Source organism: Acidobacteriota bacterium, assembly GCA_012729555.1.
Taxonomy (GTDB): domain Bacteria; phylum Acidobacteriota; class UBA6911; order UBA6911; family UBA6911; genus UBA6911.
In genome coordinates this window covers 73,229-95,973 of sequence record JAAYCX010000020.1, presented here as the reverse complement: position 1 = coordinate 95,973, position 22,745 = coordinate 73,229, and the positions used below count along the sequence as shown (strand labels likewise).

Sequence of the window (22,745 nt, the reverse complement as noted above, 5' to 3'; positions counted from 1 at the left end):
GGACCGCATTGCAAGGAGAAATATGAAAAGAGCCTGGATGCCCGCCGTCCTCTTTCTGGCAGCCGCCTTCGGCGGCGCCGATGAACTCCAGCAGGGATTTGTGAATCCGCCCGAGGAGGCCCGGCCGCGGGTCTGGTGGCACTGGACCGGGGGGAACGTCACCCGCGAAGGGATCACCAAGGACCTCGAGTGGATGAAGCGGGTGGGGATCGGCGGGGCTCACCTGGCCGACATCGGGATGGAAGGGGGGCAGCGGGTCGACGAGAAGGTGGAATTCCTCACCCCCGCGTGGCTGGACGCGGTGCGGCACGCGGCCGCCGAGGCCGACCGGCTCGGGCTCGAACTCGCGATCTTCAGTTCCTCGGGGTGGAGCCTGACGGGGGGGCCGTGGGTCGAGCCCCGGCAGGCGATGAAGCGGCTGGTGTGGAGCGAGACTTCGCTCGGCGGGCCGGGGAGGCGGCGGGTCGAGCTGCCGAGGCCGGTCGAGGAGGGGGAATTCTACCGCGACAGCGTCCTGGTCGCCTTCCGCACCCCGGCGGACGAACGGCCGATGGCCGAGCTCCGTCCGCGGGTGACGGCCGGCGGCCCGGTCGACGCGCCCCTTTTGATGGACGGGGACGACGCCACCGGGGTGAAGGTCCCGGGGGAGGCGGCCTGGATCCGGTACGAGTTTCCCGCGGCGGTGGGGGTCAAGGGGGTGACCCTGATCGCGCCCGGGCGCGGCGTCCCCTTCGGCCGGGTCGAGGGGAGCGAAGACGGGGTGAACTACCGCACCCTCGCGGCGCTCCCCGGGGCGGTGCAGTACCGCGCGCGGGGCCTCAAGACCTACGCCTTCCCGGAAGCGCGGGTGCGCTTCGTGCGCCTGGTGATGACCGGGGCGGCCCCCGACCCGGACGCCGTGATCTACCAGACCGCGCCCAAGCCAGCGCCTTCCTACGCGATCCACGAGTTTATCGTCCACACCGGGGCTTGCATCGACCGCTGGCAGGACAAGGCGGGGTTCAGCCTGATCTACGACTACGGAACGGTTCCCACCCCGCCGGTCGCGCCCCGCTCGGCGATCGGGGAGGTGCTCGACCTGACGCCGCTGATGGAGGACGGGGTCCTCGACTGGGACGCGCCCGAGGGGGAGTGGACCCTGCTGCGGATGGGGTACGCCCTGGTCGGGTCGCGCAACCGCTCCGCCTCGCCCGCCGGCACCGGGCTCGAGGTGGACAAGCTCTCCGCGCGCCACGTCGAAAGCTATTTCCGCGCCTACCTGGGGCCGATCGAGCGGGCGCTCGGGCCCCTGGTGGGGCGGAGCCTGCGCTATCTCGTCATGGACAGCTGGGAGGCGGGGGCGCAGAACTGGACCGAGGGGATGATCGAGCTGTTCCGGCAGCGGCGGGGGTACGACCCCACTCCCTATCTGCCCGCCCTCGTGGGGCGCGTGGTCAGGGGGTCCGAGGAGAGCGACCGCTTCCTCTGGGACTTCCGCCGCACCCTGGTGGAGGCGATCGCCGACGCCCACTACGGCACCATGGCCCGCCTGGCCCGGGAGAAGGGGATGGGGGTCTACGGCGAGGCGCCCGGGGTGTCGATGGAGATCCTGGAGGACACCCTTTTGACCAAGAGCCGGGTCGACATCCCGATGGGGGAGTTCTGGCTCGGGAAGATGCACCCGCCGGCCGAGTACTACGCCGACGTGCGCATGGCCGCCGCCGCGGCCCACGTCTACGGCAAGCGCTGGGTGGCCGCCGAGAGTTTCACCGGCGGGGGGTACGACCCCCCCGCGGCCTACAAGAACCTGGCCGACTACTGGTTCGCCCAGGGGGTGAACCGGATCGTGTTTCATTCCTCCGCCCACCAGCCGCTCGACGCCGCGCCGGGGAACACGATGGTGGGGACGCACTTCAACCGCAACATCACCTGGGCGGAACAGGCCTCCGGGGTGGTGGGCTATCTCGGGCGCGTCTCCCACATGCTCTCCGCGGGGCGCTTCGTCGCCGACCTGGTCTATCTCCTCGACGAGGGGGCGCCCTCGAGCCAGCCCTTCTGGGGCGCCGGCCTCCAGCCGGCCCCGCCCGAAGGGTACGACTACGACACGATCAACGCCGACGCGCTCCTTCACCGGATGAGGGTGGGGGAGGACGGGCGGCTCCTGCTGCCCGACGGGACGGGGTACCGCGTCCTGGTGCTTCCCCGCACCGGCCGGATGCGGGCCGAAGTGCTCCGGAAGGTGAAGGAGCTGGTAGAGGGGGGGGCGGTGGTGCTCGGGCCGAAGCCGGAAAAATCCCCGACCCTTGCCGGGGGGATGGAGCGCGAGGACGCCGAGGTGCGGGCGCTGGCCGCCGAGATCTGGGGCGACCTGGACGGGGTGCAGCGCACCCGGCGCCCCTGCGGCCGGGGGACGGTGGCCTGGGGGGTGCCGATCGGGGAGCTGCTCGCCTCGGCCGGGATCGCGCCCGACGCCGAGTTCGACCGCCCGCTCGACGCGGAAATTTCCTGGATCCACCGCCGGAGCGGGGAGGCGGAGATCTATTTCGTCGCCAACCGCACCGACCGGCCGCTCGAGATCCGCGCCCGCTTCCGGGTGGCGGGGAAGGAGGCGGAACTGTGGCGCCCCGACACGGGGAAGATCGGGCCGGCGGGCTACGCGATCGAGGGGGGGCGCACCACCGTGCCGCTCCAACTCGAGGAGCGCGGGTCGGTCTTCGTGGTCTTCCGCCGCCCGGCGGCGGCTTCCGCGCGCACCATCCCGCCGCCGGTGTACCGGACCGTGGCCGCGCTCGACGGGCCCTGGGACGTGGCCTTCCCCCCGGGGTGGGGGGCCCCGGAGCGGCTGAGGATGGAGCGGCTCGAGCCCTGGTCGGCGCACCCCGGGGAGGGGGTGAAATATTTCTCCGGCACCGCCGTCTACTCGAGGACGTTCCGGCTCCTCCCGGGGCAGGTCCGCGCCGGGCGCCTCTTTCTCGACCTGGGGAGGGTGGGGGACGTGGCCGAAGTGTGGGTCAACGGCCGGCGGGCGGAACTGCTCTGGAAGCCCCCCTACCGCGCCGAGGTGGGAGCTTTGATGAAAGCGGGGGAGAACCGGCTCGAGGTCCGGGTCACCAACCAGTGGTCGAACCGGATGCTGGGCGACCGCGCCCTCCCGCCGGAAGGGAAGAGGCTCCCCCCCGCCCCCGCCTGGATGGAGCGCTACGCCGCGCCGGCGGTGCTGGCCGAGTCGGGCCTCCTCGGCCCGGTCGCGATTATCGCGGCTGCCGGACCGGAATGAAGATCGGGACGCCGTCGCCGATCCCGCCGTCGTAGCCGGCCAGGAAGGACTGGACCCGGTCGGAGAGGAGGAAGTCGGACAGCTTCCGGGCGGCTTCGATGTCGGCGTCGGGGAACCTTTCCGGGTTGGCCACGATCGAGACGTAGGGGCGGCGCATGACGGGGTCCCCCTCGACCAGGATCTTCACCTTGGGGTCGGGCTCCATCTTGCCGTAGAGGACGGGCATCCGCCCGACGATCATGTAGGCGTTTCGGGCCGCCACGTAGTGGAGGATGCCGGCCGTCCCGGCGTGCTCGTACTTGAGGACCCAGGGGCCCGCCATCCGCACCCCGGCGTTTGCGAAGAGGGTGTGGGCCGTCTCGCGGGGGCCGTTCGACTCGAAGTCGAGCCAGTTGGAGCCGGTCGCGGCGATCCGGCGCACCGCCTCGGCGCCGTCTTTCAGCCCCGCGACGCCGGCGGGGTCGGCGGCCGGGCCGACGATGACCAGGTCGTTCTTGGCCCAGGGGCGCAGGTCGCGCGCCCAGCCGTCGGCCACCAGGTTGGTGGTCGCGTCGCTCGAGTGCATGGTGAGGAAATCGACCTTCCCCTCCTTCATGGCGCGCGCGAGGGAGGGCTTGGGCCCCGTCGCCACCACCTCCATCCGGATCCCGGTCTCGGCCAGGAAGAGCCTTTCGATCTCGCCCCAGAGGGGGGTCATGGTCATCCCGCCGATCACGGCCACCCGCAGCGGCCGGGAGTCCCCGGCCCCTTCCGCCGCCCGCAGCGACGGCGCCTGCGGCGCGAGCGCCGGCAGCAGCGCCGCAACCAGAATCCAGGTGCGCCCCCCCATCCTGTCCCCCTTCCGGAAAAAAAGCCGGAAAACCCGGCCGAGGAGCCAGTTATATCACGACAATGTATTTTATAAATAACAAATTCCGGGTGGCGGCGCGGGAGGGGGTGAAGAGGGACCTGGGGGAAGGCCCGGATACTGCATCGGACCCCCCCAGGCTTTTTTAGGGTTGTTATCTGGTAATACGTCATTGGAAGCCGGGCGTTTTGTTTTTTTCGATTTTTTTGTCCTCCGGCGGCGGTTTTTGGTTTTTCCGCGCCCGAGGCGATATAATGGGCCTCATTCGGCGCGGGGCTCCTGCCCCATCCCCGCGTGCGCCGGGGGGAAACGGGAAAACCATCATGGACGGTCTCATGCTGGGTATCGACATCGGCTCCACCACCTCGAAGGTGGTGCTGGCCGGCCCGGGCGGGCGCGTCCTTTTTTCCGACTACGCCCGGCACCACACCCGCACCCGGGAGACCCTGGCCGGTCAGCTGGAGAGGATGCGGGACGGTTGCGGCGACCTCCCGGTCCGGGCGGCCTGCACCGGGTCGGGCGCGATGGGGCTGGCCGAAAGCGCCGGGGTCCCCTTCGTCCAGGAGATCATCGCCGCGGCCGCGCTGGCCGCCGCGCGGTATCCCGCCCTCGGGAGCCTGGTCGACATCGGCGGCGAGGACTCCAAGCTGATCCTGTTCGAAGCGGGCCGGGCGCCCGACATCAGGATGAACGGCAACTGCGCGGGGGGGACGGGGGCCTACATCGACCAGATGGCCCTCCTGCTCGACCGGACCATCGGCGAACTCGACGAGATGGCCCTCGGGGCTTCGGCCGTCTACCCGATCGCCTCCCGCTGCGGGGTGTTCGCCAGGACCGACGTGCAGAACCTCCTCAGCCGCAAGATCGACCCCGCCGACATCGCCCTTTCGATCTTCGAGGCGGTGGCGGGGCAGATCATCAACTCCCTGGCCCGGGGCCGCACCATCCGCCCGCCGGTGGTGTTCACGGGGGGGCCGCTCACCTGGATCCGCTCGCTCCGGCGGGCGTTCGCCCGGCTGCTCGCGCTGGGGGAGGCCGACATCGTCCTCCCCGACCACGGCGAGCTCTTCACGGCCCTGGGGGCCGCGCACTCCGCCGCGGGGGACGCCACCTTCGGCACCCTCTCCGATCTCACCCGCCGGGTGCGGGAGGCGCGCGGGGGCGCGGCCCCGGCCGCCACCCTCCCCCCCCTCTTCCGCGACCGCGCCGAACGCGAGCGCTGGGAGCGCGAGAGGCGCCGGGTGCCGCTCGAGCGGGTGCCGCTCGAGCGGGCGGGTCCGGCGCGGGGCGCGTGCCGGCTCGGGATCGACTCGGGGTCGACCACGACCAAGATCGTGGCCGTCGACGACGCCGGGGCCGTCCTCTTCAGCTTCTACCGCAACAACCAGGGCCGGCCGCTCGAGACGGCGCTCGAGGGGCTCGGGGAGTTTTCCCGGCGGACGGCCGGCGCCCCGGTGCGGGTCGCGGCGGCGGCGGTGACGGGGTACGGGGAGGAACTGGTCCGGGCGGCGCTCGGGATCGAACTCGGGGTGGTGGAGACCGTGGCCCACTACCTCGCCGCGCAGAGGATCGCGCCGGGGGTGTCGTTCATCCTCGATGTGGGCGGGCAGGACATGAAGGCCGTCTTCGTGCGGGACGGGATCCTCGGCAACATCGAGATCAACGAGGCCTGCTCCTCGGGGTGCGGGTCGTTTCTCGAAAATTTCGCCGGCGCCCTGGGGTACGATCCCCCCGAATTCGCCCGGCTGGCGACCGGGTCGACCGCCCCCTGCGACCTCGGCTCCCGCTGCACCGTCTTCATGAACTCCAGGGTCCGGCAGGCGGTCGGGGACGGCGCCACCCCGAGCGACCTGGGCGCCGGGCTGGCCTACTCGGTCGTGAAGAACTGCCTCCACAAGGTGCTGCGCATCCGGAGCTGGGACGATATCGGCGACACGGTCGTGGTCCAGGGGGGGGTGTTCCGAAACGACGCCGTGGTGCGCAGCCTCGAGCTCCTCTCGGGGAAGACGGTCCTGATCTCCGACCGGCCCGAGCTGATGGGGGCCTACGGGGCCGCCCTCTACGCCCTCGAGCGCGGGGGGGAGAGCTCCTTCATCGGGCTCGGGCGGCTCGGGGAGGCCGGGGAGTACACGGCCCGGGTCACTTCCTGCCACGGGTGCCCCAACCGGTGCCGCGTCACCGTCTACCGCTTCGCCCACGGCGGCGTCTGCCACTCCGGGAACAAGTGCGAGAAGGTCTTCGGGGGGGGCGGCGCCTCCTCCTCCCGCGGCGCCAACATCTACGACCGCAAGCGCGAGCTGCTGTTCGGCCCGTCCGCCGAAGGCCCCGCGGCTCAAAGCCCCGCGGCCCAAAGCCCCCACGGCCGCCTCCGCATCGGCCTCCCGCGGGTGCTCGACATGTACGAGCATCTCCCCTTCTGGCGCGCCCTGCTCGAGGGGTGCGGCTTCGAGGTCGTGCTCTCCGACGAGAGCGGCCAGGCGCTGTACGAGCGGGGGATCGGGGCGCTGATGTCGGACAACATCTGCCTGCCGGCCAAGCTGGCCCACGGCCACGTCGTCAACCTGGTCGACAAGGGGGTGGACCGCGTCCTCCTCCCCTACGTGGTCTACGCCGAGAAGGCGTTCGAGCGATCGGCCAACAGCTTCAACTGCCCCATCGTCACCGCCTATGCCGAGGTCCTCAGGAGCGCGCACCTTCCCGGCGCGTCGGCCCCCGTCCCCTTCGACTCCCCCCCCGTCGCTTTTCACGACCCGCTCCTGCTCGAAAAAGCCTGCCGGCGCTACCTCCGCTCCCTGGGGGTCGGGGCCGCGCTTTTCCGCCGGGCGTTCCGCCGGGCGCTCCGGGCCCAGGGGGCGTTCCGGCGGGCGCTCGCGGAGGCGAACGACGCGATCCTCGGAGAGGCGCGGCGGCGGGGGGAGACGGTGGTCCTGGTGGCCGGCCACCCCTATCACGCCGACCGGATGGTGCACCAGCAGGTCTCGCAGATCCTGGCCGACATGGGGGTGCACGTGATCAACGAGGACATCGCCGCCGGCAGGGAGGGGGAGGGGTTCGGGGAGTTCTTCGCCGTCTCGCAGTGGGAATACCCCAGCCGGATCCTGCAATCGGCCTGGTGGGCGTCCCGGCAACCCTTCCCGCTCGGCTTCATCCAGCTCAACTCGTTCGGCTGCGGCCCCGATTCCTTCATCATGGACGAGGTCCGGGACCTGGCGCGGCGCGCGCGCCTCCCCTTCGCCCTGGTCCGGGTCGACGAGATCTCGAGCCCCGGCTCGGTCCGGCTGCGCCTGCGCTCCCTGGTCGAATCGCTCAAGCTGAAGGAGCGCGGGCCCGCCGTTCCCGCCGCCGTCCCCGCCGTCGTCCCCGCCCCGCCCGGCCGCGCGGTGGGGGAGCGGACCATCCTGGCCCCCTGGTTTTCCGATTTCTATTCCCCCTTCGTCCCCCTGATCGGCCGGTGCGCGGGGTACCGGATCGAGAACCTCCCCCCTCCCGACGCGCGGTCGGCCGAGCTCGGGCTCCAGTACGTGAACAACGAGGTCTGCTACCCCGCGATCCTGGTTGTGGGGGACATCATCCGGGCGCTCCGGGGGGGGCGGTACGACCCGGCCGGGGTGGCCGTCGGCATCACCCAGACCGGGGGGCAGTGCCGGGCGAGCAACTACATCGCCCTGATCCGGCGGGCGCTCGCCGACGCCGGTTTCGGCGGCGTCCCCGTCCTTTCCCTGGCCGTGTCGAGGGCGGTCGGGAGCCGCCGGTCCGGTTTCCGGCCGGACTGGCTGCGGGCCGTGAGGCCCGCCTTCGGCGCCGTCCTCTATGCCGACGCGCTGTCGCGCATGTACCACGCCACGGCCCCGCGCGAGCGGGTCGCGGGGGAAGCCGCGCGGTTGCGGGACCGGTATATCGGGCTCGCGTGCGCCTCGTGGGGCGACGACGGCCCCGGCCCGCTCCCCGGCCTCCTCCGCGCCGCCGTCGCCGATTTCAACGCGGTCGCGACGGCGGTGGACGAGGTCCGGGCCGTCGGCGTCGTGGGGGAGATCTACGTCAAGTACAACTCCTTCGGCCAGGCGGGCATCGTCGACTGGCTCATCGCCCGGCGGGTCGAGCCGGTGCTCCCCCCCCTGGTGGAATTTTTCACCCAGGCCTTCGTCAACGCCGGGGTGCGCCGGGACGATTTCCTGCAGCGCCGGCGGCCGCTCGATTTTCTCGCCCCCTTTCTCGAGCGGGCGGCCGAAAGGGTGGAGGGGCGCTTCGGGGAGGCGGCGCGGGGGTTCCGCTTCCACCGCCCGGTGGAGGGGATCCGGGGCGCCGCCCGGCTGGCCGCGGAGGCCCTCAGCCTCGACAACCAGTACGGCGAGGGGTGGCTCATTCCGGCCGGGATCGCCTCCTGCGCGCGCCAGGGGATCCGGCACGCCGTCTGCCTCCAGCCCTTCGGCTGCATCGCCAACCACGTCGTCGGCAAGGGGATGGAGATGAGGATGAAGAGCCTCTACCCCGACATGAACCTCCTCTACCTCGATTTCGATTCGGGCGTCAGCCGGGTGAACGTCCTCAACCGGCTCCACTTCCTGATCCAGAACATCCCCGCCGGCGATGGGGGAACTTTTCCCGCCGGGGGCGCGTATACCGGGGGTAGGAACGACAAGGGGTGAGGGGCGGGCGCAACAGCCGCGGAGGGGGAGGGATGGGGCGCACATTCCGGGTGGGCCATTGGCGGGTCGAGCCCGACCTGAACCGCATGAAGTGCGGCCGCCGGACCGTTTCGGTGGAACCGAAGGTGGCGGAGGTGCTGGCCTTCATGGCCCGCCACCCCGGGGAGGTGCTCGGCCGGGAGCGGATCCTCGGCGCGGTCTGGCCCGGCGTGCATGTCGGGGGGGAGGTGCTGCGCTATTCGATCTCGGAGCTGAGGAAGGCTTTCGGGGACGACGCCCGCAACCCCCGCTTCATCGAGACCATCCCCCGGCGCGGCTACCGGCTGATCGCGACGGTGTCCGGCGGCGGCCCCTCCCCGGGCGGGTCGGTCGCGGTCCTGGCCTTTTCCGACATGAGCGCGGCCCGGGACCAGGAGTATTTCTGCGACGGGATCGCGGAGGAGATCATCGGGAACCTCGTGCGCATCCGGCGGCTGCGGGTCGCCCCCCGCACCTCCTCCTTCGCCTTCAAGGGCCGCTCGGAGGACGCGCGCGCGATCGGCCGCGACCTGGGGGTCGACCACGTGCTCGACGGGAGCGTGCGCAGGGAGGGGGACCGGGTGCGCATCGCCGTGCAGCTGATCCGGACGGAGGACGGCACGACCGTCTGGTCGGAACGGTTCGACCGCAGGCCCGAGGACATCTTCGCGGTCCAGGACGAGATCGCCCGGAGCGTGGCCGCGGCCCTGGAGATCGCCCTGTCGCCGCGCGAGAGCCTCGCCATCGGGCGCGCGCCGACGAGCGACCCCGAGGCGTACGACTTCTACCTGCGCGGCCGGCAGTTCTACTACCAGTACCGGCGCAAGGGGATCGAGTTCGCGCTGACGATGTTCGCCCGGGCGGTGGAGATCGACGGCGGCTTCGTCCGGGCCTGGGCCGGAATGGCCGACTGCGCCTCGTTTCTCTACATGTACGCGGGGAACCACGAGCGCCACCGGCGGCAGGCGGAGGCGATGAGCCGGCGCGCGCTCGAGCTCGATCCCGATTCGGCCGAAGCGCACGCGTCGCGCGGGATCGCGTGCGCGCTCGGGGGGGACTACGCCGAGGCGGAGGAGGAGCTGGAGACGGCGATCGCGCTCGACCCGGGGCTGTTCGAGGCGTGGTACTCCTACGCCCGGGTCTCCTTCGCCAGGGGGGAGCTGGCGAAGACGGTCCGGATGTACGCCAAGGCGATGGAGGTCAACCCGCACGACTACCAGGCGCCGCTTCTGGCGGCGCAGGTCTACGAGGACCTCGGGGACCCGGACCGGGCCAGGGAGGCGCGGGAGCGGGGGGTCCGGGCGGCCGAGTCGAGGCTGAGGCTGAACCCCGACGACAGCCGGGCGCTTTACATGGGGGCCAACGCGTGGGCCGCCCTGGGCGAGCGCGACCGCGGGCTCGAGTGGGCGCGGCAGGCCCTGGCCATCGATCCCGACGAACCGATGGTGCTCTACAACGTCGCCTGCGTCCAGGCGCTGGCCGGGAGGTGCGACGAAGCGCTCGATTCCCTCGAGAGGGCCGTCAGGAGCGGTTTGCACCAGAAGGGGTGGCTGGAGCACGACAGCAACCTGGACCCCCTCCGCCGCTCCCCCCGCTACCGGAAGCTCGTCCGGGACCTTCGCTGCTGATTTTCCCCCCGCGCATTCCTCACGCAACCCTCACAGACTCCTGCGGCCGGCGGCCGTACTCCTTGGTAGTAAGGGGCGGGAAGCCCGGAGCCGCCGGGGCGACGGGGCCCCCGCCCGAAACCAGGTGGAGGGGTTATGAAACGGAATCTGCGGGTTTTGATGCTTGCGGCGGCGCTGGTGCTGATGGCGGGCTTCGGGTTCGCCCTCTCGGGCGCCACCATGCACGTCACGGTGCCGTTCGATTTCTACGCCGGGAGCCGGCTGCTGCCGGCGGGGGAGTACACCTTCGAGATGACCTCGGGCGCCACGGCGACCGGGTCGATGGTGACGGTCATCACGCGGGAGGGGGCGGCGGTGTGCACCCTGGGCGCGCGGCCGGGAAGGGACGCGGCCTCGGGCCGTCTCCTGTTCCACAAGTACGGGGACACCTACTTCCTGTCGGGCGTCTCCATCCAGGGCTTCCGGGCCGAGGTCCCGATGCCGGACGGGGAGCGCGAACTCCGCGCCCGGATCGCGGGGAGCGGCGAGCCCCCGGTGCTGGCGCTCAGGTAAGCGGGGCCGGGGACCAGGCAGGGTCCGTGGCGGGAGGACTCCCGCCACGGACCTGGGATGGGGCAGGGCTAGCGGTACAGCTTGAAGAACAGCGTCTTGCCCCGGCCGGTGCCCCCCCCGGTATCCGGGTCGAATACCATGATCGGGGCGGCCTCCTGGACATCCACCACGAAGGCCGCCCACCCTTCGAGCGAGCCCCCTTCGGGGACGGTGCCGGCCAGCGCCGGGGCGGGGACGGTGACCGAGGGGCGGGCGTACTCGGTCAGGTCGGAACCGAGGGCCACCCACTGCAGCGGCGTGTCCCCGATCTCGATTCCCATTTTATCGCTCACCGAGCGCCCTTTCAGTTCAAACCGGACCCGGGCCAGGAGGTATTCCAGGCCGGCGGGGGGCGCGGGGTTCGAAGCGCTCGTGGCCTTCAGCCGGTCGAGCGCCTCCCTGCCGCGGACCACCTCGAGGGTGGTCACGGTGATGTCGTAGATGTTCGAGCTGACCGATCCCAGCTCGACCATGGACGGAACCGGGGTTCCGACGGGCGCCGGGTTGGTCGGAGAGTTGTCCTGCGCCGGCGCGGCGAGGAGAAGCCCGGAGAACACCCAGGCGACCAGGGCCAGGGGATGCATGATGGTTTTTCTTTTCATTCGCTCTTCTCCTATCTCCATGGGTCCACGGATGCGCTGCCGATATAGCCGAAATCCCCGCCTCCCCAGAAGGTGTTGGTCCCCCCCCCGGTGACGACGATATCGATGGTGGTGGCACTCTCGCCCCCCAGGGAGGCGAAGCCCCCGCCGCTCCCAGCCCTACGCCCGCGCCCCTTGTAACGCGAAACGGGGACGATGTATTCCCGCCCCTTTTTCAGCCAGGAGGCGTACGGTTCCTCCCCCGATTCGGCCTGCTTCAGCGCCATCCGGTTCTGCGACCAGAAGAGCCACCCGGGGGTCCCCGTGTTGTCGGCGAGGAACCGGGCGAACGCCTCCTTCGACTTGTAGCCGGCCCCGGCCACGTCCGCGGCCACGATCGGGTCGAGGACCAGCGTGGCCTGCCGGGTGCCGTAGGAGAAGAAGTTCTCCAGCCACCCCCGGATCACTTCATGCTGCGGCAGGGGGGAGTACCAGGCGATGTTGCTGAAGCTCCAGCCGTTGAAGAAGCTGACGACGCTGTCGCTCTTCTTGAATCCCTTCTGCACGTGCAGCGGGTTCCAGCCGGGGGGGAGCCCCTCCTCGTTTTCGGGCATGCAGAGGTTGTTGTAGTTGATCGGGTTGCCCAGGGACCCGAGGTAGGTCTCCCCTGGTTTTCCCGACCCCCCCAGGTTCTTTGATATCAGGGTCCAGCAGCGGCCGATCGAGGCGTTGGCGTGGTTGAACGGGCCGAGGGCGCCGATCCCGGTGTTCATGCCGATTTCCTGGATCACCGGGCCGTTGAAGACCACCATCCGGCCGAAGGAGGAGGTGGAGCTGATGAGGGAGGTGACCCCCTTGGACGCCATCGCGAGGACGGCGGGGAAATACTCCGGCTTCAGCCCCGCCATCACGGCGTTGACCGCCACCATCTCGACGGTGTAGTACCAGGCCTCGTGCGGGGGGGAGGGGCGCATCTGGCCCACCCACTCGTTCGGCCGTCGGCTCGTCGCCTTGAGCATCTCCGCCACCTTCTCCTCGGTCGGGAGAATGACGGGGTTGCCGTCGGTGAAATTCTGTTCGTGGAAGTAGGCCATCAGCCGTTCGGGCGTGTCGGGGGGGAGGAGGCGCGGGCGCGGATCGCGCTTGAGGTATCCCGCCTTGCCGTCCTCGGCCGACAGCTGCCGCGTCAGGCCCTCGTAGATCTGCTCCAGCATCGGCTTGCCCGAGACCGGGTCGCTGCCCGCCACGTATTTCCGGCACAGCTCCGCGGGCCGGTCGGTGATCGGGTGGGGGGTGTAGGTGATACGCATGTTCGGGATCCCCTTCTTGTAGGAGATCGTGGAGACGAGCTCCACGAACCTGCGGGTGACCATGGGCACCGTGGGGACGCCCATCCGTTCCAGGGTTACCGCGTGGCCGACGACCGCCGGCGAGCAGCTGCTTCAATGCCCCACCAGGACGATGGCCCCCGCGGCCTTTTCCTTCGCTTCCTTCCACAGGTCGGGGTCGTCGTCGAAGTAGACCCCGACCTTCTCGCGCAGCTCCCACGTGGTCTTGGGGTATTTGGCCTTGAGTGCCGCGACCAGCTCGAGCACGAAGGGCTTGGTCATCGCGTACTTGGTGTCGACGACGTACACGGTCCTGCCGTCCAGCGTGGCGGGCCGCGGCGCCATGGGGATCTTGCGGATTTCGGGCTGAATCCCCCGTGGGTTCATCACCACGATCTTCTCCTCGCCCGCCGCCCAACCGGAGAACGAGGCGAACGACGCGGTCAGAATCGCCAATATCATTCCAGCCGTCCTGATTCTCACAACTGCACCTCCTGTTGTAGACATGTCCGCCCCTCCGGGAACCGGCGCGGGGCGTGACGCACGGAACTGCCTAAAGTATCCAATACGAGACAATATCTCCTATATGGGTACAGTGTAGGACAGCGCGCGCGCCCGGGTCAAGCGAAAGGTGCGGGTTCGAGGGAGAATTTGGGATGGAAAGGGGGGGGGGCATGCCGTATCCTAGGCTTTGATTTTTCCACGAGGGTGCCATGAGTGAACCAGGCGGCGGCGCGGGCGAACTGGAACGGCGGCTCGGGTACGCCTTCCGGAACCGGGCGCTGCTCGGGCAGGCGCTGACCCACCGCTCCTGGGTCAACGAGAGCGGGGAACCGGGGCCCGGCCACAACGAGGCGCTCGAGTTCCTGGGGGACGCGGTGCTCGGGTTCCTGGTCAGCTCCCGCATCTTCCACGCCTGCCCGGGGATGACCGAGGGGGACCTGTCCAAGATCAAGGCCTACCTCGTCAGCGCCGCCTCCCTGGTGAAGCTGGCCGAGGCGATCCGGGTGGGCGACTTCATCCGCCTCAGCAGGGGGGAGGAGAAGACCGGGGGGCGGGCCAAGCGCGCCATCCTGGTGGACGCCTTCGAGGCCATCATCGGCGCCATCTACCTCGACGGCGGCGTCGAGGCCGCCGGCGATTTCGTCGGACGCCAGATCGGCCCCTTTCTCGAGGCCATCGACCTGCGGCAGCTGACTTACGGGGACTTCAAATCGGCGCTGCAGGAGCGGCTGCACGACCTGGGGCGCCCGGAGCCGGTCTATCGCGTGGTCGACGAACTGGGTCCCGACCACCGGAAGACCTTTGTCGTGGAGGTCGAGGTCGACGGCAGGGTGGTCGCCGAGTCTTCCGGGAAAACCAAGAAGGAGGCGCAGCAGTCGGCCGCGCGCCTGGCGCTGGAGCGCCTGCCCGACCCTTCCTGATCCCCTAGCGGGGGAGGGCGCGGAGCCCGTCCCGGAGGCGGTGGGCCTGCCGGTTTTCCGGGTCCCAGCGCAACACCTCCCCGATCTGCGCCTCCGCTTTGCGCGAGAGCCCCGCCTCGAGGTAGAGCCGGGCCAGTTCCAGGCGGCTGTCCATCAGGAACGGGTCCAGTTCCACCGCTTTGAGCAGGTGCTCCTCGGCGCTCTTGCGCCGGCGCGGCAGGTGCGATTCGGCCACCCCCAGGTGGTGCCGGTAGAGCGCCTTGTCGGGCCGCAGCCACACGCTCCCCTTCAGCCGCTCGGCCGCCTGCTCGAATTCCTCCCGGGCGATCAGGGCCCGCCCGCTCAAAAAGAGGGTTTCCGCGGTTTTTTCGTCCTCCGCGTTTCCCGCTTTCTTTTCCCCCCCCGCGCCGCGGGAGAGGGTGCGGTCGTAGCCCGCGCGCGCCTCGGGGTCCTTCAGCGTCAGCCAGGCCTCGTTGACGGAGGCGAAAGCCTCCTGGGCGGCGGCGCGGACGGCGGGGGCGTGCTCCCCCGATTGAAAGCGGTCGGGGTGGCAGCGCCGGGCGAGGGCGTAATAGGCCTCCCGGATCGCTTCCAGGCCGGCCTCGGGCGGGATCCCCAGGACGTCGTAGAGCGTGCCGCCGGCCGAGCGCCGCCGCACCTCCTCGAGCTCCCGGGCGGGGGGGGGCGCCTCCTCCGGGACCGCGACCGCCGCTTCCGGCGCGACCGCCGCATCCGGCGCGACCGCCGCTTCCGGCGCGACCGCCGCTTCCGGCGCGGACGCCGCTTCCGGCGCGGACGCCGCATCCGGCGCGGCCTCGGCGGGGCGAAAGCGCGCCAGCCCCAGCAGGGCCAGGCCGAGGACCACCTCTTCCGGCTTCCGGGCGCCGGCACCCGCGAAGGGGAGGAGCTCCGCCGTGCTGCGCGGGCGCGCCAGCGCGGCGAGCGCGGCCGCTTCCCCCCGGTCCAGGGGCAATTCCCCCGCCCCCTCCCCGGCCGGGACCCATCCCCCCCCGGCGAAACCGGCGGGGAACGGGACCAGGCGGCCGGCGGCGGCGCGGCGGGCCGAAGCCGCCAGGGCCTCGGGGAGGGGGAGGGAGAGGTTCCCCCGGCCCGGGAGGAGGCCTTCTCCCGCGTAAAAGTGGAGGAGGGGGTTTTCCCAGGCCCAGAGCGAGGCCAGGATGGCGAGCGCCTGTTCGCGCCTCCCCTTTTCCACCTCCGGCGCCCCCACCAGCGCGAGCAACGCCTCCTCGAGGCCGCGCCCCTTCTTCATCAGCGAGGCGACGTCCCTGAGGGCGGGCCGGGGGAGGGTTCCCTCGGCGACCATGATCGCGGTCAGGTGCTCGCCGGGGAGGCTGCTTTCGGCGAAGGCCAGGGCCCCCCGGACCGTCACCAGCTGCTTCTTCTCCTTCCCCCGCTCGAAGCGCAGCACCCCGCTGCGCCCCTTCCGGTGTATGTCGAGAAGGATCCGGGTGAGATTTCCGTTGTCGGCCATTTCCGGTACCCTTATCGGCCGGACGGGCCGGGACGGTTAGGCGGACGGGCCCCCGCCCCCGCCGGCGAACCAGTAGAGGAGGAGGGCGGCCGTGTCGTAGGCGCCGTGGGCCACCATCGGCGCCACCAGGCTCCCCCTCGTGAGGTAGAGAAGGCCGAAAACCAGCCCGAACAGGGTCGCGAGCGCCATCCCCTGGACCCCCTGCAGGTAGTGTCCCGCCCCGAAGGCCAGGCTCCACAGGAGCAGCCCGACCCCGTATCCCCCCAGGTGGCGGCCGAAGCGGTCGAGGATGAAGGCGCGCTGCAGTTCCTCCTTGACGCCCCCGGCAAGCAGGGCGGCGACGATGAAGAGCGCCAGTTCGGCCGGGGTGCGGATGACGTCGGTCAGGGGGTTGCTCTCGAGGCAGTGCCCCGGGAGGAAGACCCGGAAGAGGTGGGCCGTCGCCTGCTGGCCCAGCAGCAGGAGGGGGGCCGCCGCGAGCCCGATCAGGGCGTTCGATTTCCATCGTCTCCAGCCCGCTCCCAGGGAGCGGACCCTCTCCCGGTTGGCCCGGAGGAGCGCGAACAGGATGACGAAGAGGACGCCCGCTTCCACCAGGAGGTAGCCCGCGACCGCCGCGGCGCCGCCGGAGAGGAGGTCGGTCCGTTCCCCCCGGACCAGGCGGAGGACCAGGCCGGCCAGCAGGCCCGACACCACCCCCGAGGCCAGCAGGATTTCGAACAGGGCCCGCAACCGCTCCACGCGCGGGGGCGGGGCGAGATCGACGGGAAAGGGGCGGCGGTCCATCGTCACACGCTACCAGCAGGGGGCGCGGCAAGTCAAGCCGGCCGAAAGAGCGGTTTATCAGTCGTTTATCCCCGGCGTGCCGGCCGCGGTCCCGGAGTCTGAACCCTTTGGCCCGCGCGATCCATCTTACTGTTTGGAACCACCCACGATGTCGTGCGAGAATCGGCGTATGAAAAAGAGCTTTGGCCTGATCCCGGTGCTGGTGTCCGCGCTCCTGGCATCCGGGATATCGGCGGCGGCCACGGACGCGGTGCTCCCCCGGGGGACCCGCATCACCCTGCAGCTGAACAACACCCTGGGCACCCGCTCGAGCGGGGAGGGGGACCCGTTCACGGCGGTCGTGACCACCCCCGTCTACCATAAGGGGGGGATCGCGGTTCCCAAGGGGAGCGTGGTCGGCGGGAGCGTGGCGCGCGTCGTCCGCCCCGGCAGGCTCAAGGGGAAGGCGATCCTGGACCTCCAGTTCCGGTCGATCAGCATCCCCGGCCGCGGGGAGCGGGAGATCGCCGCCCTCCTGGTCCGGATCGACGCCGAGGGGAGCCCGGAGAGCTCCTCCGGGCGGGGGAAAGAGGGCGCCCCTCCCTCCGGCGCGGCCGGCGACGCGCCCAGGGTGGGGGACCGGGGGTCCGTATTCAGCTCCGAGGGGCGGGACCTGGAGATCCACCGCGGGTCCACCCTCGACATCCTGCTCGAGCGCCCCTTGCCGATCCCGACGGAAGGGGAGTAGCTACCTCGGCCTGAGGACGTCCATCCCCCGCATGTAGGGGCGCAGCGCCTCCGGGACCCGGACCGAGCCGTCCCGCTCCTGGCAGTTCTCCAGAACCGCCAGCCAGGTCCGGCCTATGGCGAGGCCCGAACCGTTCAGGGTGTGCACGTGCTGTTTCCTGCCGCTCCCGGAGCGAAAGCGGATGTTGGCGCGCCGCGCCTGGAAAGCCTCGAAGTTGCTGCAGGAGGAGATCTCCCGGAAACGCCCCTGGCTCGGCAGCCACACCTCGATGTCGTAGGTCTTGGCGCTCGAAAACCCCATGTCCCCCGTCGAGAGCGCCACCACCCTGTGGTGGAGCCCCAGGCGCTCCAGCACCTCGGCCGCGTCCCTCGTCAGGGCCTCCAGCTCGTCGTACGATCTTTCCGGGTCGGCGAATTTCACCAGCTCCACCTTGTTGAACTGGTGCTGCCGGATCAGGCCCCGGACATCCTTGCCGTAGGAGCCGGCCTCGCTCCGGAAGCAGGGGGTGTAGGCGACGAATTTCCGCGGCAGCTCCGCGGCCTCCAGCGTCTCGTCCCGGAAGATGTTGGTCACCGGCACCTCGGCCGTCGGGATCAGGTAGTAGTCGGTCCCCTCCACGTGGAAGAGGTCCTGGGCGAACTTGGGGAGGTTGCCCGTGCCGAACAGGCTGGCGGAGTTGGCCATCAGGGGGGGGAGGACCTCCTCGTACCCGTGCTCCCGGGTGTGCAGGTCGAGCATGAACTGGATCAGCGCCCGCTCGAGCAGGGCCCCCGCGCCGCGAAGGAGCGAAAAGCGCGCGCCGGTGATCTTCGCCGCGCGGTCCATGTCGAGGATCCCGAGCGAGGCGCCCAGGTCGACGTGGTCCAGGGGCTCGAAGTCGAACTCCGGGGCCTTTCCCCAGCGGCGCACCTCCACGTTGGCGCTTTCGTCGCGCCCGACCGGGACCGAGGGGTGCGGCAGGTTGGGGATGGTGTGCAGACAGCCGAGGAGGCGCTCCTCGGCGGCGCGGGCCTCCTCCTCGAGCGTCTTGATCTCCGAGGAGATCTCCTTCACCCGGGCCTGCTCGGCGGCGGTGTCCCCCCCCGCCCGCTTCACCTTTCCTATCGCCTCCGAAGCCTCGTTGCGCCTCCTCCGGAGCTCCTCGATCCGCCCCTGGACTTCCTTCCACCCGGCGTCGGCGGCCACGAGCTCCTCGAGCGGGTAGGCGCCCCCGCGGGCGGCCAGCCGCTCCCTCACGAAATCCAGGTTTTCCCGCACGAAGTTCTTGTCCAGCATGGCCGTTTCCCTGTGATCGGTTGATGTCCATGCGCATTCTACCATTGACTTTGACAGATGCCATTGTTTCAATCATTTTTCCGGAAACCACAGGGGGGAAACCACGATGGCCAGAATCAGGCGGGCGGTTTTTCCGGCGGCGGGACTGGGGACCCGGTTCCTCCCGGCCACCAAGGCGCAGGCGAAGGAGATGCTGCCGCTGGTGGACAAGCCGATCCTGCAGTACGCGGTGGAGGAGGCGGTCGCCTCGGGGCTCGAGGGCCTGGTGATCGTCACGAGCCGGGGGAAGGGGGCCATCGAGGACCATTTCGACGTGTCCTACGAGCTGGAGAAGACGCTCGAGGAGCGGGGGAAGCCGGAGCTGCTCCGGGCCGTGCGGGCGGTTTCCGACCTGGCCCGGATCGCCTACATCCGGCAGGGCGAGGCGCTCGGGCTCGGTCACGCCGTCCTGACCGCCCGGGACCTGGTGGCGGGGGAGCCGTTCGCCGTGCTCCTCGGGGACGACGTCATCGTCGCGGACGTTCCCTGCACCCGCCAGCTGATGGACATCCACGAGCGGCACGGGGCCGCGGTCGTGGCGGTGATGGAGGTGCCCGAGGAGGAGACCGGCCGCTACGGCATCGTCAGGGCGCGCCCGCTCGGGGAAGAGGGGGTGTTCGAAGTCGAGGACATGGTGGAGAAGCCGGGGCCCGGGGAGGCTCCCTCCCGGCTGGCCATCATCGGCAGGTACATCCTCCCCCCGTCCATCTTCCCCGCCCTGGAGGAGACCGGCCGGGGGAGCGGGGGGGAGATCCAGCTGACCGACGGCCTGCGCCGCCTGCTCGGCCGCGAACGGGTGCTGGCCTGCCGCTTCCGCGGCCGGCGGCTGGACGCGGGGGACAAGCTGGGGTTTCTCCAGGCGACGGTCGAGCTGGCGCTGCGCCACGGGGAGCTGGGGCCGGCGTTCGGCGCGTGGCTCCGGTCGCTCGACCTGGAAGGTTACTGAAGCAGCACAACCGAAGTGTGCGAGGCGATATGAGAGTACTGGTCATCGGGTCCGGGGGAAGAGAGCATGTGCTGGTCTGGAAACTGCGCCAGAGCCCGAAGGTGGAGTCGGTCCTGTGCGCGCCGGGCAACGGCGGCATCTCCCGCGACGCGCGCTGCGTGCCGGTCGAGGCCGCCGACGCCGGCGGGATCGTCGACCTGGCGCGGCGGGAGAGGATCGACCTGGTGATCGTGGGGCCCGAGGGGCCGCTGGCCGCGGGGCTGGTGAACCGGCTGGAGGCCGAGGGGATCCGGGTGCTGGGGCCGACGCGCGAGGCGGCGCAGCTCGAATCGAGCAAGGTCTTCTCCAAGGACTTCATGGCGCGCCACGGGATCCCGACCGCGCGCTACACCACCTACCAGGACCCGCAGATCGCCGAGGCCTACCTGCGCTCGCCGGAGGCCGAATACCCCATCGTGGTGAAGGCCGACGGCCTGGCCGCGGGGAAGGGGGTGGTGGTCGCCCGGGACGCCGACGAGGCGTGCGACGCCGTGCGGCGGATCATGGTGGAGCGGGAATTCGGCTCCGCCGGCAACTGGATCATCGTCGAGGAGTGCCTCCAGGGGATCGAGGCCTCCTACATCGTCTTCACCGACGGCCGGACCGTCCTCCCGGCCGCGGCCGCGCGCGACCACAAGGCCGTGTTCGACGGCGACCGGGGGCCCAACACGGGGGGGATGGGGACCTACTCGTGCGACGACATCCTCGGCCCCGCCCTCGAGCGGGAGGTGCTCAGGAAAGTCATCCGGCCCGTGATCGACGGGATGCGGGCCGAGGGGTATCCCTTCAAGGGGATCCTCTACGCCGGGCTGATGCTGACCGAGCGGGGGCCCAGGGTGCTGGAATTCAACGTCCGGATGGGGGACCCCGAGTGCCAGGTGATCCTCCCCCGGCTCCGGAGCGATTTCGCCGAGCTGTGCGGCGCCGTCTGCGACGGGCGGCTGGCGGACTACCAGGCCGAGTGGAGCCCCGACGCCGCCGTCTGCGTGGTGCTCGCTTCCGGCGGGTATCCCGGGCCCTACGTCAAGGGGAAGCGGATCACGGGGCTCGAGATGGCGGCCGAAGACCCCCGGGTGTCCGTCTTTCACGCCGGGACGCGGCTCGAGGGGGAAGAGATCGTCACCGACGGCGGCCGGGTGCTGGGGGTCACGGCCCTCGACCGCGACCTGGCCGGGGCCATCATGCTGGCCTACGAGGGGGTCAACAAGATCCATTTCGAGGGGATGCAGTGCCGCCGCGACATCGGGGCGAAGGGGCTGAAACAGGGCGCCTGACCCGCCGCGCGCCTTCAGGGAGGAGATTGCCGTGACTGAACCGAAAGTATCCGTGGTGCTGGGGAGCGATTCCGATCTTCCCGTCGTCGGGGAGATGCAGAAGATCCTGAAGGAGCTGGGCATCCCGCACGAGGTGACCATCTCGAGCGCCCACCGCTCCCCGGCGCGCACCCACCGCTACGCCGCGGGGCTCGAAGAGCGGGGGGTCCAGGTCGTGATCGCCTGCGCGGGGGCGGCGGCGCACCTGGCGGGCGTCATCGCGGCGGAGACGATCCTCCCCGTCATCGGCGTCCCGATCGACAGCTCCCCGCTGCTGGGGCTGGACGCGCTCCTCTCCACCTCGATGATGCCGGCGGGGATCCCGGTGGCGACCATGGGGATCGGGAAGATGGGGGCGGCCAACGCCGCGGTGCTCGCCGCCCAGATCCTGGCGCGCGGCGACGAGGAACTGGCCGGGCGGCTCCGCGCCTACAAGAAAAAGCTGGCGGACCGGGTCGAGGAGAAGGACCTGGCCCTGAGGAAAGCGATGGATGCCTAGCTTTCACATCCGGACCTTCGGCTGCCGCGCCAACCAGGCCGACAGCGCCGGCATCCGGGCGACCCTCGCCGCGCTCCCCATGGACGAAAGCGGCGACTGGCGCGCCGCCGACCTGATCGTGGTCAACAGCTGCACCGTCACCCACCGCTCCGACCGCGAGGTGCGCCAGGTCGTGCGCCGCCTGCACCGCGGCAACCCCGGGGCCCGCATCGTCGTCCTGGGCTGCTACGCCCAGCGCGACCCCGAAGGGGTCGCCGCCCTCCCCGGCGTCCGCCTCGTGGTGGGAAACGCCGAACGCGCGCGCCTTCCCGAACTGCTGAAGGAAACCGCGGCCTCCGGGCCGGCCCGCGTCTCGTGGTCCCCCGTCGACGCGGCCGCGGACTGCCCCCTCCCCCCGATGGGGCGGACCGGGGGGAAGACCCGCCCCCTGGTGAAGATCCAGGACGGGTGCGACTCCGGGTGCGCCTACTGCATCGTCCCCAAGGTGCGCGGCCCCGGCCGCAGCGCGCCCCCCGAAGCGGTGCTGGCCGAAATCAGTGCGCTCACGGCGGCGGGGTTCCGTGAGATCGTGCTCACCGGGGTGCACCTGGGCGCCTACGGCCGCAAGCAGGAGGGTCACCCGGGCCTCGCGGAGCTGCTCGAACGGGTCGTCCGGATCCCCGGCATCGGCCGCGTGCGCCTCAGCAGCATCGAACCGATGGACTTCGATCCCGGCATCCTCCGGCTCGCCGCGTCGAGCCCCGTCATCGCGCACCACTTTCACATTCCGCTCCAGAGCGGGTGCGACCGGATCCTCCGCCTCATGCACCGCCCCTACGGCGCGGCCCGGTACCGGGAGCTCGTCGGGGAGATCGTGCGCTCGCTCCCCGACGCCGCCGTCGGCACCGACGTCATCGTCGGCTTCCCCGGGGAAACGGAGGACGATTTCGCCGCCGGCTGCGCGCTGCTCGAAGAGCTGCCCCTGGCCTACCTGCACGTCTTCCCCTTCTCCCCCCGGGAGGGGACGGAGGCGTTCGCGCTCCCCGGCCGGGTCCCGCCGCGCGCGCTCGCCCGCCGGCTCGAGCGCGTGCTCGCCATCGGCCGCGCCAAGAGCGCGGCCTTCCGCCGCCGCTTCACGGGGCGCACCCTGCCGGCCGTCACCCTCGCGGCGGGCCCGGACGGCACCCGCGTCCTCACCGGCAACTACCTCGCCGCCCGCGTCCCCGACCCGCTCCCCCCCAACCGCCTCGTCACCGTCCGCATCGAGGAGCCCGAAGGCCTCGCCTCCCTGATAAACGGGGATGGACCAGAGTAATCATGAAGATATGGTA

At 71.0% G+C, this 22,745-nt stretch carries 17 protein-coding genes; 10 read left to right on the top strand and 7 right to left on the bottom strand.

Annotation, left to right across the window (positions count from 1 at the left end; genetic code table 11):
- Positions 1 to 37 precede the first annotated feature (37 nt).
- Positions 38 to 3,256, top strand: a complete 3,219-nt coding sequence (locus GXY47_06025) for a glycoside hydrolase (protein NLV30698.1) — start codon at positions 38 to 40, stop codon at positions 3,254 to 3,256.
- Here the strand turns inward: GXY47_06025 and GXY47_06020 are convergent.
- Positions 3,231 to 4,085, bottom strand: coding sequence for a solute-binding protein (locus GXY47_06020; GenBank protein NLV30697.1), 855 nt, complete (start codon positions 4,083 to 4,085; stop codon positions 3,231 to 3,233). The genes GXY47_06025 and GXY47_06020 overlap by 26 nt on opposite strands.
- 341 nt (positions 4,086 to 4,426) lie before the next feature.
- On the opposite strand from GXY47_06020, the gene GXY47_06015 reads away from it, so the two are divergent.
- From GXY47_06015 to GXY47_06005, 3 genes are all read left to right on the top strand, one after another.
- Positions 4,427 to 8,749, top strand: a complete 4,323-nt coding sequence (locus GXY47_06015) for a hypothetical protein (protein NLV30696.1) — start codon at positions 4,427 to 4,429, stop codon at positions 8,747 to 8,749.
- 32 nt (positions 8,750 to 8,781) lie between these two features.
- Positions 8,782 to 10,395, top strand: a complete 1,614-nt coding sequence (locus GXY47_06010; GenBank protein NLV30695.1) for a tetratricopeptide repeat protein — start codon at positions 8,782 to 8,784, stop codon at positions 10,393 to 10,395.
- A gap of 135 nt (positions 10,396 to 10,530) precedes the next feature.
- On the top strand, positions 10,531 to 10,947 hold the full coding sequence (locus GXY47_06005) for a hypothetical protein (GenBank protein ID NLV30694.1): 417 nt from the start codon (positions 10,531 to 10,533) through the stop codon (positions 10,945 to 10,947).
- A gap of 68 nt (positions 10,948 to 11,015) precedes the next feature.
- Here GXY47_06005 and GXY47_06000 read toward each other — a convergent pair whose 3' ends face one another.
- The 3 genes from GXY47_06000 to GXY47_05990 are packed head-to-tail and all read right to left on the bottom strand — an operon-like array spanning position 11,016 to position 13,357.
- On the bottom strand, positions 11,016 to 11,588 hold the full coding sequence (locus GXY47_06000; protein NLV30693.1) for a hypothetical protein: 573 nt from the start codon (positions 11,586 to 11,588) through the stop codon (positions 11,016 to 11,018).
- 11 nt (positions 11,589 to 11,599) lie between these two features.
- A complete protein-coding gene (locus GXY47_05995) occupies positions 11,600 to 12,961 on the bottom strand; it encodes a hypothetical protein (protein NLV30692.1) in 1,362 nt (453 codons plus the stop codon).
- A 48-nt stretch (positions 12,962 to 13,009) separates the two neighbouring features.
- Positions 13,010 to 13,357, bottom strand: coding sequence for a hypothetical protein (locus GXY47_05990; GenBank protein ID NLV30691.1), 348 nt, complete (start codon positions 13,355 to 13,357; stop codon positions 13,010 to 13,012).
- Positions 13,358 to 13,608: 251 nt separating this feature from the next.
- On the opposite strand from GXY47_05990, the gene rnc reads away from it, so the two are divergent.
- On the top strand, positions 13,609 to 14,319 hold the full coding sequence (gene rnc / locus GXY47_05985; GenBank protein NLV30690.1) for a ribonuclease III: 711 nt from the start codon (positions 13,609 to 13,611) through the stop codon (positions 14,317 to 14,319).
- Between the two features lie 4 nt (positions 14,320 to 14,323).
- Here the strand turns inward: rnc and GXY47_05980 are convergent, their stop codons facing one another.
- Complete coding sequence (locus GXY47_05980) at positions 14,324 to 15,811, bottom strand: DnaJ domain-containing protein (protein NLV30689.1); 1,488 nt, start codon at positions 15,809 to 15,811, stop codon at positions 14,324 to 14,326.
- 36 nt (positions 15,812 to 15,847) lie between these two features.
- Complete coding sequence (locus GXY47_05975; protein ID NLV30688.1) at positions 15,848 to 16,603, bottom strand: CPBP family intramembrane metalloprotease; 756 nt, start codon at positions 16,601 to 16,603, stop codon at positions 15,848 to 15,850.
- 163 nt (positions 16,604 to 16,766) lie between these two features.
- Between GXY47_05975 and GXY47_05970 the strand changes: the two genes are divergently transcribed.
- Positions 16,767 to 17,324: a hypothetical protein gene (locus tag GXY47_05970; GenBank protein NLV30687.1), complete on the top strand. Its 558-nt coding sequence runs from the start codon at positions 16,767 to 16,769 to the stop codon at positions 17,322 to 17,324.
- Here the strand turns inward: GXY47_05970 and serS are convergent, their stop codons facing one another.
- Entirely contained in the window at positions 17,325 to 18,599 is a 1,275-nt protein-coding gene (gene serS / locus GXY47_05965) for a serine--tRNA ligase (protein ID NLV30686.1), read from the bottom strand. It abuts the gene before it with no gap.
- 106 nt (positions 18,600 to 18,705) lie between these two features.
- Between serS and galU the strand changes: the two genes are divergently transcribed.
- From galU to mtaB, 4 genes are read left to right on the top strand one after another with little or no spacing between them, the layout of a single operon-like run.
- Positions 18,706 to 19,584 carry a UTP--glucose-1-phosphate uridylyltransferase GalU gene (gene galU, locus GXY47_05960; protein ID NLV30685.1) on the top strand — a complete coding sequence of 293 codons (879 nt, stop codon included), beginning with the start codon at positions 18,706 to 18,708 and terminating at the stop codon, positions 19,582 to 19,584.
- A 29-nt stretch (positions 19,585 to 19,613) separates the two neighbouring features.
- The gene (gene purD, locus GXY47_05955) at positions 19,614 to 20,897 is read left to right on the top strand and encodes a phosphoribosylamine--glycine ligase (GenBank protein ID NLV30684.1); all 1,284 of its coding nucleotides are present in this window, start codon (positions 19,614 to 19,616) and stop codon (positions 20,895 to 20,897) included.
- A 31-nt stretch (positions 20,898 to 20,928) separates the two neighbouring features.
- Positions 20,929 to 21,435 carry a 5-(carboxyamino)imidazole ribonucleotide mutase gene (purE, locus tag GXY47_05950; protein NLV30683.1) on the top strand — a complete coding sequence of 169 codons (507 nt, stop codon included), beginning with the start codon at positions 20,929 to 20,931 and terminating at the stop codon, positions 21,433 to 21,435.
- Positions 21,428 to 22,729 (top strand): tRNA (N(6)-L-threonylcarbamoyladenosine(37)-C(2))-methylthiotransferase MtaB, encoded by a 1,302-nt coding sequence (gene mtaB, locus GXY47_05945; protein ID NLV30682.1) that lies wholly within the window; start codon positions 21,428 to 21,430, stop codon positions 22,727 to 22,729. Before purE ends, mtaB begins: the two co-directional genes overlap by 8 nt.
- Positions 22,730 to 22,745: the final 16 nt, after the last annotated feature.

Coding starts and splice junctions, on each gene's coding strand:
- galU (NLV30685.1), top strand. CDS start 18,706: ATGGCCAGAATCAGGCGGGCGGTTTTTCCGGCGGCGGGACTGGGGACC.
- mtaB (NLV30682.1), top strand. CDS start 21,428: ATGCCTAGCTTTCACATCCGGACCTTCGGCTGCCGCGCCAACCAGGCC.
- GXY47_06000 (NLV30693.1), bottom strand. CDS start 11,588: ATGAAAAGAAAAACCATCATGCATCCCCTGGCCCTGGTCGCCTGGGTG.
- GXY47_06025 (NLV30698.1), top strand. CDS start 38: ATGCCCGCCGTCCTCTTTCTGGCAGCCGCCTTCGGCGGCGCCGATGAA.
- GXY47_05995 (NLV30692.1), bottom strand. CDS start 12,961: ATGGGCGTCCCCACGGTGCCCATGGTCACCCGCAGGTTCGTGGAGCTC.
- GXY47_06015 (NLV30696.1), top strand. CDS start 4,427: ATGGACGGTCTCATGCTGGGTATCGACATCGGCTCCACCACCTCGAAG.
- serS (NLV30686.1), bottom strand. CDS start 18,599: ATGCTGGACAAGAACTTCGTGCGGGAAAACCTGGATTTCGTGAGGGAG.
- GXY47_05970 (NLV30687.1), top strand. CDS start 16,767: ATGAAAAAGAGCTTTGGCCTGATCCCGGTGCTGGTGTCCGCGCTCCTG.
- purD (NLV30684.1), top strand. CDS start 19,614: ATGAGAGTACTGGTCATCGGGTCCGGGGGAAGAGAGCATGTGCTGGTC.
- rnc (NLV30690.1), top strand. CDS start 13,609: ATGAGTGAACCAGGCGGCGGCGCGGGCGAACTGGAACGGCGGCTCGGG.
- GXY47_05980 (NLV30689.1), bottom strand. CDS start 15,811: ATGGCCGACAACGGAAATCTCACCCGGATCCTTCTCGACATACACCGG.
- GXY47_06010 (NLV30695.1), top strand. CDS start 8,782: ATGGGGCGCACATTCCGGGTGGGCCATTGGCGGGTCGAGCCCGACCTG.
- GXY47_05990 (NLV30691.1), bottom strand. CDS start 13,357: ATGATATTGGCGATTCTGACCGCGTCGTTCGCCTCGTTCTCCGGTTGG.
- GXY47_06020 (NLV30697.1), bottom strand. CDS start 4,085: ATGGGGGGGCGCACCTGGATTCTGGTTGCGGCGCTGCTGCCGGCGCTC.
- GXY47_06005 (NLV30694.1), top strand. CDS start 10,531: ATGAAACGGAATCTGCGGGTTTTGATGCTTGCGGCGGCGCTGGTGCTG.